The sequence below is a fragment of the Lysobacter sp. DMC104 genome (assembly GCF_056313665.1).
Genome location: NZ_JBQUZW010000002.1, coordinates 50,467 through 67,737, shown reverse-complemented (window position 1 = coordinate 67,737; position 17,271 = coordinate 50,467). Strand labels below are relative to the sequence as shown.

General features: G+C 67.9%; 12 protein-coding genes, 4 tRNA genes and 1 pseudogene. 14 read left to right on the top strand and 3 right to left on the bottom strand.

Going from position 1 to position 17,271, the window contains the following annotated elements:
- Positions 1-9 precede the first annotated feature (9 nt).
- The 3 genes from ACT53R_RS03175 to ACT53R_RS03165 all read right to left on the bottom strand — a co-directional run bounded on the left by ACT53R_RS03175 (position 10) and on the right by ACT53R_RS03165 (position 4,992).
- Positions 10-3,093, bottom strand: coding sequence for a TonB-dependent receptor (locus ACT53R_RS03175; RefSeq protein ID WP_476170391.1), 3,084 nt, complete (start codon positions 3,091-3,093; stop codon positions 10-12).
- Positions 3,094-3,230: 137 nt separating this feature from the next.
- Positions 3,231-4,319: a FecR family protein gene (locus tag ACT53R_RS03170; RefSeq protein WP_476170390.1), complete on the bottom strand. Its 1,089-nt coding sequence runs from the start codon at positions 4,317-4,319 to the stop codon at positions 3,231-3,233.
- Positions 4,291-4,992: an RNA polymerase sigma factor gene (locus ACT53R_RS03165; protein WP_476170389.1), complete on the bottom strand. Its 702-nt coding sequence runs from the start codon at positions 4,990-4,992 to the stop codon at positions 4,291-4,293. The genes ACT53R_RS03170 and ACT53R_RS03165 overlap by 29 nt, the downstream gene beginning before the upstream one ends.
- On the opposite strand from ACT53R_RS03165, the pseudogene ACT53R_RS03160 reads away from it, so the two are divergent.
- From ACT53R_RS03160 to rpoB, 14 genes and pseudogenes are all read left to right on the top strand, one after another.
- Positions 4,914-5,570 (top strand): annotated as a pseudogene (locus ACT53R_RS03160) (cyanophycinase); the annotation flags it as partial. The gene ACT53R_RS03165 and the pseudogene ACT53R_RS03160 overlap by 79 nt on opposite strands.
- A gap of 486 nt (positions 5,571-6,056) precedes the next feature.
- The gene (locus ACT53R_RS03155) at positions 6,057-7,013 is read left to right on the top strand and encodes an isoaspartyl peptidase/L-asparaginase family protein (RefSeq protein WP_476170727.1); all 957 of its coding nucleotides are present in this window, start codon (positions 6,057-6,059) and stop codon (positions 7,011-7,013) included.
- A gap of 117 nt (positions 7,014-7,130) precedes the next feature.
- A tRNA-Tyr gene (locus ACT53R_RS03150) sits at positions 7,131-7,216 on the top strand.
- A gap of 25 nt (positions 7,217-7,241) precedes the next feature.
- A tRNA-Gly gene (locus ACT53R_RS03145) sits at positions 7,242-7,315 on the top strand.
- A 68-nt stretch (positions 7,316-7,383) separates the two neighbouring features.
- Positions 7,384-7,459 (top strand) — tRNA-Thr (locus ACT53R_RS03140).
- A gap of 39 nt (positions 7,460-7,498) precedes the next feature.
- A complete protein-coding gene (gene tuf, locus ACT53R_RS03135; RefSeq protein ID WP_476170388.1) occupies positions 7,499-8,689 on the top strand; it encodes an elongation factor Tu in 1,191 nt (396 codons plus the stop codon).
- Positions 8,690-8,856: 167 nt separating this feature from the next.
- A tRNA-Trp gene (locus ACT53R_RS03130) sits at positions 8,857-8,932 on the top strand.
- A 91-nt stretch (positions 8,933-9,023) separates the two neighbouring features.
- Entirely contained in the window at positions 9,024-9,410 is a 387-nt protein-coding gene (gene secE, locus ACT53R_RS03125; RefSeq protein ID WP_476170387.1) for a preprotein translocase subunit SecE, read from the top strand.
- 26 nt (positions 9,411-9,436) lie between these two features.
- A complete protein-coding gene (gene nusG / locus ACT53R_RS03120; RefSeq protein WP_476170726.1) occupies positions 9,437-9,997 on the top strand; it encodes a transcription termination/antitermination protein NusG in 561 nt (186 codons plus the stop codon).
- A 110-nt stretch (positions 9,998-10,107) separates the two neighbouring features.
- Entirely contained in the window at positions 10,108-10,536 is a 429-nt protein-coding gene (gene rplK / locus ACT53R_RS03115) for a 50S ribosomal protein L11 (RefSeq protein WP_476170386.1), read from the top strand.
- A 4-nt stretch (positions 10,537-10,540) separates the two neighbouring features.
- Positions 10,541-11,239 carry a 50S ribosomal protein L1 gene (gene rplA / locus ACT53R_RS03110; RefSeq protein WP_476170385.1) on the top strand — a complete coding sequence of 233 codons (699 nt, stop codon included), beginning with the start codon at positions 10,541-10,543 and terminating at the stop codon, positions 11,237-11,239.
- Between the two features lie 491 nt (positions 11,240-11,730).
- Positions 11,731-12,261, top strand: coding sequence for a 50S ribosomal protein L10 (gene rplJ / locus ACT53R_RS03105; protein ID WP_476170725.1), 531 nt, complete (start codon positions 11,731-11,733; stop codon positions 12,259-12,261).
- 73 nt (positions 12,262-12,334) lie between these two features.
- Positions 12,335-12,706, top strand: a complete 372-nt coding sequence (rplL, locus tag ACT53R_RS03100) for a 50S ribosomal protein L7/L12 (RefSeq protein ID WP_476170384.1) — start codon at positions 12,335-12,337, stop codon at positions 12,704-12,706.
- A gap of 345 nt (positions 12,707-13,051) precedes the next feature.
- On the top strand, positions 13,052-17,221 hold the full coding sequence (gene rpoB / locus ACT53R_RS03095; protein WP_476170383.1) for a DNA-directed RNA polymerase subunit beta: 4,170 nt from the start codon (positions 13,052-13,054) through the stop codon (positions 17,219-17,221).
- Positions 17,222-17,271: the final 50 nt, after the last annotated feature.

Here is a 17,271-nt window from a genome sequence, read left to right as displayed (position 1 = left end):
CCCGGAGGGTCAGAGGCTTCCGTTGCCGCCGAACTTCCAGCTGAAATCGAGGTACACGGTGCGGCCGATCGAGTCGAACCACGACACGTCGTAGTAGGGATAGGCGGTGTAGGTGCGGTCCTTCGGCGGCATCTTGTCGAACACGTTGTCGATCGCGAGACCGATGCGCATCGCGTCGTTGATGCGGTAGCCGGCGGTGAGGTTCCAGCGCCAGGTCGCGCCGACCCAGGCGCTGTTGCCGTCGGCGGGGTCGTAGACCTGGTCGTAGGAATCCGAGGTCGGCAGCTTGCCCAGGCGCTGGCCGTGCACGCCGGCGGACCACTGCGCGCGGTTCCAGGCGACCGACAGGCTGGTCTTGGTGCGCGGGATGTCGAAACCGCTGTTCACCGCCAGCTCGTCTTCCACCGGGTCGCCGCTGTAGCGCTGGAAGTCGTGGCTGCGCACCCAGCTGTGGTCGAGGCCGAAGCGGAAGTCGCCGGCCGCGGTCTCGAGCTTGTAGTGGGCGCTCAGGTCGACGCCGCTGGTGTTCTCGCGGGCGACGTTGATCGGGTTGACGTAGATGCCGTACAGGTCGCCGTTGACGCGGGTGATGCGGCTGAGCGCGTCGACGCAGGTGGGCGAGGCTGGATCGAGGTCGCCGAGGCGGCAGCTGGCCTCGTTGCGCAGGATCTCGCCGACGCTCATGTCCTGCACCTGGTCGCGCATGCGGATGTCGAAGTAGTCCAGCGACACGTCGAATGCGGGCGAGGGCGACCACACCAGACCGGCCGTCCACGACGTGCTGGTCTCGGGATCGAGCGAGCGGTTGCCCTGGCGGGTGCGGATCAGGTGGGCGTCGTAGTCGGAGCAGTCGGTCGCGCCCGGGTCGTCGCTGAGGCAGGTGTAGTAGTCGATGCCCGAGGTCTCGTCGTTGCCGATGCCGGCATAGACGTAGTGCAGGTCGGCGGCGCGGAACGCGGTGCCGTACGAGCCGCGGACGAGCAGCGACTCGACCGGGCGCCATTCCAGACCGGTGCTCCAGGTCAGCTTGCCGACGCTGTGGCCGGAGTAGCGGTACTGGTCGTAACGGGCGGCGAGGCTGGCGTTCACCGTCTCGTGCAGCGGCGCGCGCAGTTCGCCCGCCAGCGCCCAGCGGTTGCGGCTGCCGTGGCCGTCGGAGTCCTTCCAGCTGTAGTAGTAGTACTCGGTGGCGCGGGTGTCGGGATGCAGGTCGTAGGCCTGGTTGCCGAACTCGACGATGCCGGCGAATCCGACCGGGCCGGCCGGCAACTGGAACAGGTCGGCGTTGGTCAGGGTCAGCGAGACCGTGTCGGTGCGCGAGGTCGGGTGGTAGGTGCTGCGGCCGGAGATCGCGTCGTACTGCGCGCGGGTCAGCGGCGTGTACAGGCGTGCCGGGTCGGCGTCGAAGATCGGGAAGCCGTCCGGATCCGTGCCCAGCTGCGGGCCGAGGAACAGGTCGTTCGCGGCGGCCGCCACGATCTGCGGCCAGCCGATGGTGGCGTGGTACTGCGAGTGGCTGAGCGTGGCCTCGTAGTCCCAGTTGCCGCCCAGCGGGCCGGTGAAGCCGGTGGCGATGCCGAAGGTCTTCTGCGTGCTGCGGATCATGCCGCGGTTCAGGCCGCCCATTTCCTCGGGGCTGAACTGGCGCTGCCAGTATTCGACCTGGCCGGTGGCCTGGTTGAAGAAGTAGCCGTCCTCGTTGCCGTCCGGCGCCTGGTAGCTCCACGACGTCACGTCGCGGAACAGGCCGATCTTGTGGTAGCCCAGCTGCACGTCGGCGAACCACTGGTGGCCGTTCGCGAGCGTGTAGTTGAAGGCGCCGTAGGCGTTGAGGCCCTTGCGCTCGCTCAGGATGGTGCCGTAGCCGATCGCCTTGTCGCTGCCGCAGTAGTAGCCGGGGCCGTAGTCGTCGATCACCGGGTCGTACGGGCCGAAACCGGGGCGGGAGGCGTAGTAGGTCGAGCCGCGGTTGAGCGAGGACACCGCGTCGCAGGCGGCCTGGCCCGGATCGAGATATTCGTCGTCGTAGTTGGTGCGCAGGAACGCACGGCGGGCCGCCTGCGAGCGCGCCGTCGGGCCATCGAGGGTGGAATCCTGGATCGCGCGGTCGTAGGCCCACAGCGGGCGCTGCACCTGCAGCTCGGCGCCGATCACCGCGTTCAGGCCGCCGCGGTCGAAGCCGGTGGCCAGCGACACGTCGTAGGATTCGCCGCCGCCGCGGGTGGTGTCGCCGTAGCGCACGTCGACGGTGGTGCCGTCGGCCTGCTTCTTCAGGATGAAGTTGACCACGCCGGAGATGGCGTCGGAGCCGTACACCGCGGACGCGCTGCCGGTCAGCACCTCGACCCGGTCGACCATGCCCAGCGGGATGCTGGAGATGTCGGTGAAGTTGCTGCGGCCCTGGAACGGCATCGGGAAGTCGGCGATGCGGCGGCCGTTGACCAGCACCAGGGTGTGGTTCGGGCCGAGGCCGCGGAGGTCGACCTGCTGCGCGCCCGGCGAGAAGTCGGCACCGCTGGCGGACTGCTGGCTCTGGGTCTCACCGCTGTTCTGGGTCAGGCTGCGCAGCACTTCCGGGACGGAGGTGAAGCCGCCGGCGCGAATGTCGCGGGCGTTCAGCACCGTCACCGGCGCCGGCCCCTCGATCCGGGCGCGCGGGATGCGCGAACCGGTGACCTGCACGCTTTCCAGTTGGGCCGGCGGCGGGGGCGTCGTCGCGGCGGCGCCCCCGCTGGAAGGTTCCGACTGCGGAGCCGGCTCCGGGGCGCGCTTGGGGGTGTCGTTGCGGACGATCACCACGGCGCCGGAGGTGGCGTCGCGTCGCGACACGAAGCCGCTGTCGTGCAGCAGGCGCTGCAGGGCCGCATCGGCGTCCGGGGCGGAGCGCACGCCCGAGGTGCGGGCGCCGCGCAGTTGGTCGGTGCGGTAAACCAATTGGGTGCCCGACTGCCGGGCCAAGGTGTCCAGCGCGGAGGCGAGATCGCCGGCCGGGATCGAAATCGGCGCACTGGGGCCGGTCGAGCCCTGGGCATGGGCCTGCAGCGCGAGGCTGCAGGCTGCGGACAGCAGCAACAGTCGGAACGGTCTGGACATGGTCTCCCCTTGGTCCCCGGAATGCATATGGCGGCGCGGCATGCGCCAGCCCGAATTGTCGTGACGAACGGGCGCGGTGAATCCCTCCGCCGGGCGGACTTCGACCAAGGTCTGATGTCGCGTGGCCCGGCGGGGCGTCAGCGGTCGTGCAGCACGATCAGGTCGCCGCGGGTCTCCGCGCGCACGCCGAAGCCTTGTTCCAGCAGGCGGACGAAGCCCTCGGGGTTGGACCAGCGGAAATTGCCGCCGATCCGCAGCGCTGCCACGTCGGCGTCGCCCATCACCAGCTTCTGCGTGTTGTAGCGGTTGAATTCCTCGGCCGCGACCGACAGCGGGGTGTCGTCGAAATACAGCCGGCCGCCGCGCCATTCCACGGCCCGCTCGGCCTCGGCCAGGGTGCCGCGGTGGACGGTGACGCCGCTGCGGGTGGCGATCGCGACGCTGCCCGCCGGCAGCAGCACCGGTTCGGCGCCGATCCGGCCCGGTTGCGCCGGTGCTTCCAGCCGCACCACGCCTTCGGTCACGACCACGCGCAGGGCCTCGCCGTCGCGGCGCACCGAGAACCGGGTGCCGACGGCGATCGCGCGGCGGCCGTCGGCGGCGACCACGAACGGCCGCGTCTTGTCCTTCGCCACTTCGAAGAACGCCTCGCCGCCGAGCAGGTCGATGTGCCGCTCGCCGGGCGACATCGCCAGTGCGATGCGGCTGTCGCTGCTCAGCGTCGCGTGCGAGCCGTCGCTCAGCAGCACCGTGTCCAGCCGGCCGACGGCGGTGGCGTACTGGACGGGCGCATGGTCGTTGCCCCACTGACGCCAGCCGAAGAACGCCGCCGTGCCCAACGCCAGGACGAGGACGGCGGCGGTCGCGTAGGTGCGCAGGCGCGACCGCGGCGGCCGTGCGCGTACGGCGCGACGGCGCACCGCCTGCCAGTGCGCGTCGGCCGGGTCGCCCCCGGGCGCGTCGATGTCGCGGGCCGCCTCGACCGGCGCCGGCCAGAAGGCCCGCCCGGGCGGGCCGGCTGCGTCGCGGCCCGCGGCCAGCGCCTTCAGCCGGCCGCTTTCCTCCCAGGCCGCCTCCAGCCGCAGGAACGCCACGCGGTGCGCGGTCGAAGCCGACAGCCAGTCCGCCAGGCGCACGTCGTCGTCGGCGGTCCAGCCATCGCCGTCCCGCTGCGCCAGCCACTCCGCGGCGACGCGCTCAATCTGCCTGTTGTCGGTCGCGGACACCGCGCGCTCCCGCAGGCCAGGCGGCGCCGTCGGCGTCCGCATGCGGACGTTCGCTGCCGAAGTAATGCCCGGCGATCAATCGCACGCCGTGGGCCAGATGCTTTTCCACCGTCTTCTCGCTGATTCCCAGTTGGGCGGCCACGACCTTCTGGGGGAGTTCCTCCACCCGGCGCAGCCACACCACTTCCCGGCAGCGGTCCGGCAGCCGGTCGAACGCCTCCGCCAGACGGCGGAGGGCCTGGCGCCCGCCGAACCGTCGTTCCGGGGACACCTCGTCGATCAAGACGTTCAAGGTGTCCGGATCACCCAGTGTCTCGATCGACACCACCCGTCCGCGGCGCAGGCGGTCGGTGATCAGGTTGCGGGCGCTGGTGAACAGGAAGGACTTCGGCGAGGCCGGCAGCGCCCGGCCGGCGGCCTCGTAGACGCGGACGTAGACCTCCTGGCGCAGGTCGAGGAGGTCCTCGCCGGCGGGCGCGCAGCGGCGCAGGTAGCGCGCCAGCGCCTCCTCGTGGACGAGGATCTCGCGGACGAACCAGTCGTCGAGGGGAGTGCGCATCGCCGCACGATAGCCGATGATCGGCGGCCCCGGACATGCGCCTGTGCCGGCCGGGGCGCCGGGAGGGAAGATCGGCGTCCGTTCGTCTGAATGCGGATCGGCCCCGTGCGTCACGCACGGACCGCTCGCACTGCCCCTTGCCGGAGACCGCCATGCCCCGTTCCGCTCCCCGTGCCGCCGCGCCGTTGCGCCACCTGTTTCGCGCGCTGTGCCTGGCCTCGCTGCTGTGCCTGGTCGCGCTGCCGGCGTTCGCCCGCGACTACCAGCGCCTGATCATCGGCGACCGCGGCCTGCCGACGCCGGGCCGGGTCCAGCCGGGCCTGCTGCTGGCCGGCGGCGGCGACCGCAACCGCGACGCGGTGCGCTGGTTCCTCGGTCGCGCCGGCAACGGCCACATCGTCGTGCTCAGCGCCTCGTACACCCACGAGATCGCCGACGAGTTCTACAAGGACGTCGGCGGCGCGGCCTCGGTGGAGACCTTCGTCTTCGCCAACGGCAAGCCCGCGACCGATCCGAATATCCTCGACGCGCTGGCCCGTGCCGACGGCATCTTCATCGCCGGCGGCGACCAGGCCCGCTACGTCCGCTACTGGAAGGGCACGCCCGTCGCCGCCGCGCTGGATGCCCACGTCCGCGCCGGCAAGCCGCTGGGCGGCACCAGCGCCGGTCTCGCCATCCTCGGCGAGTACCTGTATGGCGCGATGGACGGCGGCAGCATCGTCAGCCCCGAGGCGCTGGCCGACCCGCTGGGTCCCGCAGTGACGATCGAGCAGGATTTCCTGCACATCGCGACGCTTCACGGCGTGGTCACCGACACCCACTTCAAGGAGCGCGACCGCCTCGGCCGCCTGTTCGCCTTCGTCGCCAAGGCCGAGACCCTGACCGGCACGCCGCGCCGGCCGCTGGTCGGCGTGGGCGTCGACGAGAGCGCCGCGCTGGCGGTGGACGGCGAGGGCAACGCCCGCATCTTTGCCACCGACCCGCACGGCAGCGCCTGGGTGGTCCGCGGTGGCTTCCCCGAGACCCAGGTTGCCGGCAAGCCCCTGCAACTGGCCCGGGTCGACGTGACCGGCGTCGGCGCGGGCTCGACCCTGCATCTGCCGGCCGGCACGGTCGACGCCCCGACGTTCCGCAAGGCCTATCGGGTGGACAATGGCCGCCTGCAGGAGGTGGCACCCATGATCCTCGTGGTCCATGGCGGCGCCGGCGTCGAGCGCGCCGACCTCACCGCCGACGAAGAGCGCGACGCCCGCGCCGCACTGGAACTGGCTCTGCGTCGCGGCTACGAGGCGCTGCACGCCGGCAAGCCGGCGCTGGACGCCGTCACCGCTGCGATCACCGTGCTCGAGGACGACCCGCACTTCAATGCCGGCCGCGGCGCCGTGTTCACCCATGACGGCCGCAACGAGCTGGATGCCTCGCTGATGGACGGCGCCACCCGCCGCGCCGGCGCGGTCGCCGGCGTGCATCGCGTGAAGAACCCGATCCTGCTGGCCCGCGCGGTCATGGAGCGCTCGCCCCACGTGATGATGGTCGGCGACGGCGCCGAGGCCTTCGCGAAGGAGCAGGGCGTCGAACTGGTCGATCCGGCCTGGTTCCGCACCGAGAAGCGCTGGCAGCAGCTCCAGCAGCGCTTGCGCGAGGACGCCGCGAAGCAGGCCGCCCTCGATCCGCATCCCGGTCGTCGCTATACCGGCACCGTCGGCGCGGTGGCGCTGGACGGGCAGGGCAGGCTGGCGGCCGGCACCTCCACCGGCGGCATGACCGACAAGCGCTACGGCCGGGTCGGCGATTCGCCGATCATCGGCGCCGGCACCTACGCCAACGCGATCTGCGCGGTCTCGGGCACGGGCTGGGGCGAGTTCTACATCCGCACCGCTGCCGCCCACGAGATCTGCGCGCGCATGACCTACCTCCACGAATCCGCGGCCGACGCCGGCCAGGCGGTCATCAACCGCGACGTCCCCGCGCTGGGCGGCGACGGTGGCGCGATCGTGCTGGCCGCCGACGGCAGCATCGGCCTGCCGTTCAACACCGAAGGCATGTATCGGGGCTGGATCGGTGCGGATGGCGTGCCGCATGTTGCCGTTTTCGCCAACGAAACGATTACAATGCCCACCCCGCCGGCGCCCTGACCCGGGACGTCGCGGAACTCGTCATCAGGCATTGCATCAAGCGTTGACACCTGCCCGCATAGCCGTCAGAATTGCGGGCTGTTTCGCCGAGTACTGTTTTTCCGGAGTTGTTCAGCTGGAGGGATACCCAAGCGGCCAACGGGGGCAGACTGTAAATCTGCTGGCTTACGCCTTCGGTGGTTCGAATCCACCTCCCTCCACCACGCTGGCCACGCCGTTCCGCACGAAGCGGGAGTAGTTCAATGGTAGAACCTCAGCCTTCCAAGCTGATGGTGCGGGTTCGATTCCCGTCTCCCGCTCCAGGGTGGCACCATGGACACCCCGGTCGACGCGGATCGTCCCGGACAGGTTGCCCGGTTACCACATCGTTGCTCACGTAGCTCAGTCGGTAGAGCACCTCCTTGGTAAGGAGGAGGTCGAAGGTTCGATTCCTTTCGTGAGCACCACCCCATCGTCAACCCAGTTGAGTTCAAAGAGAAGCAATCATGGCCAAGGGTAAGTTCGAGCGCACCAAGCCTCACGTGAACGTGGGGACGATCGGTCACGTGGACCACGGCAAGACGACGCTGACGGCGGCGCTGACGAAGATCGGCGCGGAGCGTTTCGGCGGCGAGTTCAAGGCATACGACGCGATCGACGCGGCGCCGGAAGAGAAGGCGCGCGGGATCACGATTTCGACGGCGCACGTGGAATACGAAAGCCCGATCCGTCACTACGCGCACGTGGACTGCCCGGGCCACGCCGACTACGTGAAGAACATGATCACGGGTGCGGCGCAGATGGACGGTGCGATCCTGGTGTGCTCGGCCGCGGACGGCCCGATGCCGCAGACGCGCGAACACATCCTGCTGTCGCGCCAGGTGGGCGTGCCGTACATCGTGGTCTTCCTGAACAAGGCGGACATGGTGGACGACGCCGAGCTGCTCGAGCTGGTCGAGATGGAAGTGCGCGAGCTGCTGTCGAAGTACGACTTCCCGGGCGACGACACCCCGATCATCAAGGGCTCGGCGCGACTGGCGCTGGAAGGCGACCAGTCGGAGATCGGCGTGCCTGCGATCATCAAGCTGGTGGACGCGCTGGACACGTTCATTCCGGAGCCGCAGCGTGACATCGACAAGACGTTCCTGATGCCGGTGGAAGACGTGTTCTCGATCTCGGGCCGCGGCACGGTGGTGACGGGCCGCATCGAGCGTGGCGTGATCAAGGTGGGTGACGAAATCGAGATCGNGGGCATTCGTCCGACGACGAAGACGACGGTCACGGGCGTTGAAATGTTCCGCAAGCTGCTGGACCAGGGCCAGGCGGGTGACAACGCGGGCCTGCTGCTGCGCGGCACGAAGCGTGACGACGTGGAGCGCGGCCAGGTGCTGTGCAAGCCGGGCACGATCACGCCGCACACGGACTTCGAGGCCGAGGTGTACGTGCTGTCGAAGGACGAGGGTGGCCGTCACACGCCGTTCTTCAAGGGCTACCGTCCGCAGTTCTACTTCCGCACGACGGACATCACCGGCGCGGTGACGCTGCCGGAAGGCGTGGAGATGGTCATGCCGGGCGACAACATCAAGATGGTGGTGTCGCTGATCAACCCGGTGGCGATGGACGAAGGCCTGCGCTTCGCGATCCGCGAAGGCGGTCGTACGGTCGGCGCCGGCGTCGTCGCCAAGATCATCAAGTAAGGATTCGCCCGCAGGGGCGGGCCTTCGCCCCGGCGAGCGCCGGGGCATGAGGCCCACTTCCCCGGAACTTGTTTTTGGGTGTGGCAGTCCAAACTTGAAAGGCAGGCGACAGGCGAGTCGGAAACGGCTCGCCGTCGCCGTATCAGAACACCGGTCAACACAACTACACGCCAGTAGCTCAATTGGCAGAGCAGCGGTCTCCAAAACCGCAGGTTGGGGGTTCGAGTCCCTCCTGGCGTGCCACTCAGGCGGATCGTTCCGCGTCCGGGCCCCTCGCGGCCCCGCCTCCGGGCGAGCTGGCGCGATGACGCCCCGCGATGCAGGCGACACGTACTTGAACAGCAGAGTCGAACAACCCAAGGCCGGCGCTTCTTCCGCAGCCGACATCGTCAAGTACGCCCTGGCCCTGCTGCTGGTGGTCGGTGGCGTGTTCGCCTTCTACTGGTTCGACGGCCAATGGCCGACCGTGGCCCGGGTCATGTCGGTGATCGGCGGCCTGATCGCCGGCGCGCTCGTGTTCATGGCCACGCCCAAGGGCGCCCAGACCCGCGAATACCTCGGTGAATCGCGGTTCGAGCTGCGCAAGGTGGTGTGGCCGACCCGTCAGGAAGCCACGCGCACGACCTGGGTGGTCATCATCGCCGTCATCCTGATGAGTCTCATCCTCGCGTTGTTCGATCTGATCGTGCAGTTCGGCGTGGAAAAGCTGCTGGCCGCATGATGGAGAACACCGTGAGCAATACCGAGATCCCCAAGCGCTGGTACGTCGTCCACGCCTATTCCGGCTTCGAGAAGTCCGTGGCCCAGGCGCTGCGCGATCGTATCGCGCGCACCGGCATGCAGGACAAGTTCGGCGAGGTGCTGGTCCCGACCGAAGAGGTCGTGGAGATGCGTTCCGGCCAGAAGCGCCGTTCCGAGCGCAAGTTCTTCCCCGGTTACGTGCTGGTCCAGATCGCGACCCATGACGAAGCGGGCATCCCGCGCATGGACAACGAGAGCTGGCATCTGGTCAAGGAAACCCCCAAGGTGATGGGCTTCATCGGCGGCACTGCCGATCGTCCGTTGCCGATCCGCGATTCCGAGGCTGATGCGATCCTGCAGCGCGTGCAGGAAGGCGTCGAGAAGCCGCGTCCCAAGGTGCTGTTCGAGCCGGGCCAGATGGTCCGCGTCACCGACGGCCCGTTCAACGACTTCAACGGCGTGGTCGAGGAAGTCAACTACGAAAAGAGCCGCCTGCGCGTCTCGGTGCTGATCTTCGGTCGCGCCACGCCGGTCGAGCTGGAATTCGGCCAGGTCGAGAAGGCATAAGCCGCTCCGACCCGGCCTCATCCGCCCGTCGCATCCCGCGGCGGGCCGCAACGATGGAGGAGCCCCGCAGCCGCAAGGCGTGCAGGCGCTAACACTCCGGGAGATCCCCAATGGCAAAGAAAGTCGTCGGTTACATCAAGCTGCAGGTGAAGGCCGGTCAGGCCAACCCCTCGCCGCCGGTCGGTCCCGCGCTCGGTCAGCGCGGCCTGAACATCATGGAGTTCTGCAAGCAGTTCAATGCGGCGACCTCCAAGTTGGAGCCGGGCCTGCCGACTCCGGTCATCATCACCGCCTACTCGGACCGTACCTTCACCTTCGTCACCAAGTCGACCCCGGCGTCGGTGCTGCTGAAGAAGGCCGCGGGCATCCAGTCCGGCTCGAAGCGCCCGAACACCGAGAAGGTGGGCAAGGTCACGCGCAAGCAGCTGGAAGACATCGCGAAGATGAAGGAAGCGGATCTGACCGCGGCCGATCTCGACGCGGCAGTGAAGACCATCGCGGGCTCGGCCCGTTCGATGGGTCTCGTGGTGGAGGGCTGATCCCATGGCGATGAACAAGCGACAGAAAGCGATCCTCAACGCGGTCGAGCCGGGCAAGGCCTACGCCTTCGACGACGCGATCAAGATCATCAAGACCGCGACCAAGGCCAAGTTCGTCGAGTCCGTCGACGTGGCCGTGCGCCTCGGCGTCGATGCCAAGAAGTCCGACCAGCAGGTGCGCGGCTCGACCGTGCTGCCCGCCGGCACCGGCAAGACCGTGCGCGTCGCGGTGTTCGTGCCCGCGGGCGCCAAGGCCGATGAAGCCCTGGCCGCCGGCGCCGACATCGTCGGCATGGACGACCTCGCTGAGAAGATGCTCGGCGGTGACCTGAACTACGACGTCGTGATCGCGACGCCGGACGCCATGCGCGTCGTCGGCAAGCTCGGCCAGGTGCTGGGCCCGCGCGGCCTGATGCCGAACCCGAAGGTCGGCACCGTCTCGCCGAACCCGGCGGAAGCGGTGAAGAACGCGAAGGGCGGCCAGGTCCGCTACCGCACCGACAAGGCCGGCATCATCCACTGCACCATCGGCAAGGCGAACTTCCAGGACGCCGATCTGAAGGGCAACCTCGAAGCGCTGCTGCACGACCTGATCAAGGCGAAGCCGGCCACCGCGAAGGGCACGTACCTGCAGAAGGTGTCGATCAGCTCGACGATGGGCCCGGGCGTGACCGTCGACCAGTCGTCGCTCGCGCTGAAGTGATGCAACGGCGCGTTCGCGCATCGCGCGAACGCGTTTGTCGCTGCGTCATCCCGTCGCATGTCGGGATCCAGCTTCCAGCCAGTGCCAACCTGCGCTGGAAGCCGGAAAAGAATTGAGGAGCGGGGTCCCGGCTTTCGCCGGGATGACGCTTCAGCGGTGCCGGGCTCGCGCCCGGCATCGTGCAACGAGTTTTGAGGGCATCGCGAAGAAGCCTCGCTTCGACGCGATCGCCGTCAAAGACCGCAGGTGCGGTTCGCGCGCGACGCGCACGGGCACGGAAGCGTCCGGTACGGCAGGGAGTCGTCACGTCGCAAGCGGGATCGCTTAATCGCATCCGCAAGGGTGCTGCCTGCGCAGATGGTGCCGCCCCCTCTGGAATTTTCTGGATGGGCCGCCACCGGGACGCCTCCGCGTCCCCGATGTTCAGGATGAACGTCGTCCGGGACCGCAAGCGGCAGGAGCCGCGAGCGGAGTTCACAAGAGGAGTGCACATGGCTCTGAATCTCACCCAGAAGCAAGACGTCGTGGCCGAAGTGGCGGAAATCGCCGCGAAGGCCCACTCCCTGGTCGCTGCCGAATACGCAGGCACCACGGTCTCCCAGATGACCGAGATGCGCAAGAAGGCCCGCGAAACCGGCGTGTACTTGAAAGTCGTCAAGAACACGCTGGCCTCGCGCGCCGTGGCGGGTACCGAATACGAAGCTGTCCAGGACAAGCTCGTCGGTCCGCTGCTGTACGCATTCTCGCTGGAAGAACCGGGCGCCGCCGGCCGCCTGATCAAGGAATTCTCGAAGGGCAATGACAAGCTGCAGCCGAAGGTCGTCTCCGTCGGTGGCCAGGTCTATCCGGCCAGCCACGTCGACGTCCTGGCCTCGCTGCCGACCCGCGATCAGGCGCTGGCCATGCTGGCCCGCGTGCTGGCCGAGCCGGCTTCGATGTTCGCCCGCGCCATCAAGGCCGTGGCCGACAAGCAGGGTGGCGGCGACGCCGCGCCTGCCGAGGCCGCCCCGGCGGAAGCCTGAGTCCACAACGTCTTTGACGATCGCACGGCGCCTGCCGCGTGATCGCTAACCAATCAATCCAGAGGTCAACACAATGTCCCTTACCAACGAACAGATCGTCGAAGCCGTTGCCGGCAAGACCCTGATGGAAGTGATGGAGCTGGTCAAGGCCATCGAAGAGAAGTTCGGCGTCACCGCCGCTGCCCCGGTCGCCGTGGCCGTCGCCGCTGGCCCGGCTGCCGTGGTCGAAGAGCAGACCGAGTTCAACGTCATCCTGAAGGCCGCCGGCGAGAAGAAGGTCGAGGTCATCAAGGCCGTCCGCGCCATCACCGGCCTGGGCCTGAAGGAAGCGAAGGACCTGGTCGAAGGCGCTCCGCAGACCGTGAAGGAAGCGGTCTCGAAGGAAGACGCCGAGAAGTTCAAGAAGGATCTGGAAGCCGCCGGCGCTCAGGTCGAGCTCAAGTAAGCGGCTCCACGTCGCCCCCGGGTCGGCAAAACCGACTCAAGGCGACACACCAAGGCTGGGGGCGGAAGCCCCCGGCCTTTGGCCGTTCTGGCGGACCGTCGTTTTCCGAGGTCCGGACGTCGCCGGAAACGGTGCAGTCGAAGCATGCGGTACAGCAGTACGCAGCAGTGAAGCAAGTCGACAATCGGAAGTAGCGGGAGAGGGCGTGCTGGTGCCGGCAATACCAGCGACTTCCGACTGTCGATTCCCCGGGGCACCGGTTCCGCCGGAGCCGCCCCAACCGGCCGCAGCCGACACACAGGCGCGCCGGCGACAACGCAATCCAAGCTGAGAGGCCTTTCTCCCATGACCACAGCTCATTCGACGAACTATTCGTTCACCGAGAAGAAGCGCATCCGCAAGAACTTCGGCAAGCGCCGTTCGATTCTCGAGGTGCCCTTCCTGCTCGCGATCCAGGTCGATTCCTACCGTGAATTCCTCCAGGCCGACGCCGATCCCGCCAAGCGCGATGATCGCGGCCTGCATGCCGCGCTGAAGTCGGTGTTCCCGATCACCAGCTACAACGGCTACGCCGCCCTCGAATACGTCGGCTACAAGCTCGGCGACCCGGTGTTCGACGAGCGCGAGTGCCGCAACCGCGGCCTCAGCTACGGCGCCCCGCTGCGCGTGACCGTGCGCCTGGTGATCTACGACAAGGAATCGTCGAGCAAGGCCGTGAAGTACGTGAAGGAGCAGGAGGTCTACATGGGCGAGATCCCGCTCATGACCGACAACGGCACCTTCATCGTCAACGGCACCGAGCGCGTCATCGTCTCGCAGCTGCACCGTTCGCCGGGCGTGTTCTTCGACCACGACCGCGGCAAGACCCACAGCTCGGGCAAGCTGCTGTACAGCGCGCGCATCATCCCCTACCGCGGCTCCTGGCTGGACTTCGAGTTCGACCCGAAGGACGCGGTGTTCACCCGCATCGACCGTCGCCGCAAGCTGCCGGTGACGATCCTGCTGCGCGCCCTCGGCTACAACAACGAGGAGATCCTGGCGCAGTTCTTCGAGGTCAACACCTTCCACATCCTGCCGGAAGGCGTGCAGCTCGAACTGATCCCCGAGCGCCTGCGCGGCGAGACGCTGGACTTCGACCTCGCCGACGGCGACCGCGTCATCGTCGAGGCCGGCAAGCGCATCACCGCGCGCCACATCAAGCAGCTGGAACAGTCGGGCATCGCCGCGCTGGCCGTGCCGGACAGCTACCTCGTGGGCCGCATCCTGTCGCACGACGTCATCGACGGGAACACCGGCGAACTGATCGCCAGCGCCAACGACGAGCTGGGCGACGACCACCTGCAGAAGTTCCGCAAGCACGGCATCGACAGCGTCGGCACCCTGTGGGTGAACGACCTCGACCGCGGTCCGTACATCTCCAACACCCTGCGCATCGACCCGACCCGCACCCAGCTGGAAGCGCTGGTCGAGATCTACCGCATGATGCGTCCTGGCGAGCCGCCGACCAAGGACGCCGCGCAGAACCTGTTCCACAACCTGTTCTTCACCTTCGAGCGCTACGACCTCTCGGCCGTGGGCCGCATGAAGTTCAACCGCCGCATCGGCCGCAAGGAAGTGGAAGGCAGCCCCGTGCTGTACGACTACAAGTACTTCGCCGACCGCAAGGACGACGAGTCCGTGCGCCTGCGCGAAGCCTGCGGCCCGGAGATGTCGGACATCCTCGACGTGATCCGCGTGCTGTGCCAGATCCGCAACGAAGGCACCGGCGTGGACGACATCGACCACCTCGGCAACCGTCGCGTGCGTTCGGTCGGCGAAATGGCCGAGAACGTGTTCCGCGTGGGCCTGGTCCGCGTCGAGCGCGCCGTGAAGGAACGCCTGACGATGGCCGAGTCCGAAGGCCTGACGCCGCAGGAACTCATCAACGCCAAGCCGGTCGCGGCCGCCATCAAGGAGTTCTTCGGCTCCTCGCAGCTGTCGCAGTTCATGGACCAGAACAACCCGCTGTCGGAAGTGACGCACAAGCGTCGCGTTTCGGCGCTGGGCCCGGGCGGCCTGACCCGCGAGCGCGCCGGCTTCGAAGTGCGCGACGTGCACCCGACCCACTACGGCCGCGTCTGCACCATCGAGACGCCGGAAGGCCCGAACATCGGCCTGATCAACTCGCTCGCCGTGTTCGCGCGCACCAACCAGTACGGCTTCCTCGAGACGCCGTACCGCAAGGTCGTGGACGGCCGCGTCACCGACGACATCGAATACCTGTCGGCGATCGAGGAAAACGAGTACGTCATCGCCCAGGCCAACGCCCAGCGCGACGACAAGGGCCTGATCACCGCCCCGTTCGTGGCCTGCCGCTTCCAGGGCGAGTCGATGCTGCGTCCGCCGAGCGAAATCCACTTCATGGACGTCTCGCCGATGCAGACCGTGTCGGTCGCGGCGGCGCTGGTGCCGTTCCTCGAGCACGACGACGCGAACCGCGCGCTGATGGGCGCGAACATGCAGCGCCAGGCCGTGCCGACGCTGCGTTCGCAGAAGCCGCTCGTGGGCACGGGCATCGAGCGCGCCGTGGCGCGCGACTCGGGCGTGACCGTGAACGCCCGCCGCGGCGGCGTGATCGAGCAGATCGACGCCGGCCGCATCGTGGTCAAGGTCAACGAAGTCGAGATCACCGAGGCCACCGACGCCGGCGTCGACATCTACACGCTCATCAAGTACACCCGTTCCAACCAGAACACCTGCATCAACCAGCGTCCGCTGGTGAACGTGGGCGACGTGGTCGCGAAGGGCGACGTGCTGGCCGACGGTCCCTCGACCGACATCGGCGAGCTGGCGCTCGGCCAGAACATGCTGGTCGCGTTCATGCCGTGGAACGGCTACAACTTCGAAGACTCGATCCTGCTGTCCGAGCGCGTGGTGAAGGAAGACCGTTACACCACGATCCACATCGAAGAGCTGACCTGCCAGGCCCGCGACACCAAGCTGGGTCCGGAAGAGATCACCGCCGACATCCCGAACGTCTCCGAGCAGGCGCTGTCGCGCCTCGACGAGTCGGGCGTGGTGTACATCGGCGCCGAGGTCCGCGCCGGCGACATCCTGGTCGGCAAGGTCACGCCGAAGGGCGAGAGCCAGCTGACGCCGGAAGAGAAGCTGCTGCGCGCAATCTTCGGCGAGAAGGCCTCGGACGTGAAGGACAGCTCGCTGCGCGTGCCCCCGGGCATGGACGGCGTGGTCATCGACGTGCAGGTCTTCACCCGCGACGGCATCGAGAAGGACAAGCGTGCCCGCCAGATCGAGGAAGAGGAAATCCGTCGGGTCAAGAAGGACTTCGACGACCAGTTCCGCATCCTCGAATCGGCGATCTACGCGCGCCTGCGTGACCAGATCCTCGGCAAGATCGCCAACGGCGGTCCCGGCCTGAAGAAGGGCGACACGGTCAGCAGCCTCGTCCTCGACGGCCTGAGCAAGAAGGACTGGTTCTCGATCCGCATGAAGGACGACGACGCGGCCGACGCGATCGAACGCGCCCAGAAGCAGATCGACGCGCACCAGAAGGAATTCGAGCGCCGCTTCGCCGACAAGCGCGGCAAGATCACCCAGGGCGACGACCTCGCCCCGGGCGTGCTGAAGATGGTGAAGGTGTTCCTGGCGGTGAAGCGCCGCATCCAGCCGGGCGACAAGATGGCCGGCCGCCACGGCAACAAGGGCGTGGTGTCCAACATCGTGCCGATCCAGGACATGCCGTACATGGCCGATGGCCAGACCGTCGACATCGTGCTGAACCCGCTGGGCGTGCCGAGCCGAATGAACATCGGCCAGATCCTCGAAGTGCACCTGGGCTGGGCCGCGAAGGGCCTGGGCCAGAAGATCGGCCGCATGCTCGAGGCCCAGGCCAAGCTCGCCGACCTGCGCAAGTTCCTCGACGAGATCTACAACCACGACAACAAGCTGCATGGCCAGCGCGTCGACCTGACGCAGTTCTCCGACGAGGAACTGCTGCGCCTGGCCCACAACCTGGTGGACGGCGTGCCGATGGCGACGCCGGTGTTCGACGGCGCGGCGGAATCCGAGATCAAGCGCATGCTCGAACTCGCCGACCTGCCGCAGAGCGGCCAGACCCAGCTGTTCGACGGTCGCACCGGCGAAGCCTTCGACCGCAAGACCACCGTCGGCTACATGCACATGCTGAAGCTGAACCACCTCGTCGACGACAAGATGCACGCGCGTTCGACCGGTCCGTACTCGCTCGTCACCCAGCAGCCGCTGGGCGGCAAGGCGCAGTTCGGCGGCCAGCGCTTCGGCGAAATGGAAGTCTGGGCGCTGGAAGCCTACGGCGCGGCCTACACCCTGCAGGAAATGCTGACGGTGAAGTCCGACGACGTGCAGGGCCGCAACCAGATGTACAAGAACATCGTCGACGGCGAGTACGAGATGGTCGCCGGCATGCCGGAATCCTTCAACGTCCTGGTGAAGGAAATCCGCTCGCTGGCCATCAACATGGAGCTGGAAGAGAACTGAGCCGATCGCGGGCCGCCCGGCGGCCCGCCACCGCACAGCCCCCGCTTCCA

Bases quoted from the DNA above. Each gene is read 5' to 3' on its own strand.
- rpoB (WP_476170383.1), top strand. From the start codon at position 13,052: ATGACCACAGCTCATTCGACGAACTATTCGTTCACCGAGAAGAAGCGC.
- ACT53R_RS03175 (WP_476170391.1), bottom strand. From the start codon at position 3,093: ATGTCCAGACCGTTCCGACTGTTGCTGCTGTCCGCAGCCTGCAGCCTC.
- rplJ (WP_476170725.1), top strand. From the start codon at position 11,731: ATGGCTCTGAATCTCACCCAGAAGCAAGACGTCGTGGCCGAAGTGGCG.
- rplL (WP_476170384.1), top strand. From the start codon at position 12,335: ATGTCCCTTACCAACGAACAGATCGTCGAAGCCGTTGCCGGCAAGACC.
- rplA (WP_476170385.1), top strand. From the start codon at position 10,541: ATGGCGATGAACAAGCGACAGAAAGCGATCCTCAACGCGGTCGAGCCG.
- ACT53R_RS03155 (WP_476170727.1), top strand. From the start codon at position 6,057: ATGATCCTCGTGGTCCATGGCGGCGCCGGCGTCGAGCGCGCCGACCTC.
- rplK (WP_476170386.1), top strand. From the start codon at position 10,108: ATGGCAAAGAAAGTCGTCGGTTACATCAAGCTGCAGGTGAAGGCCGGT.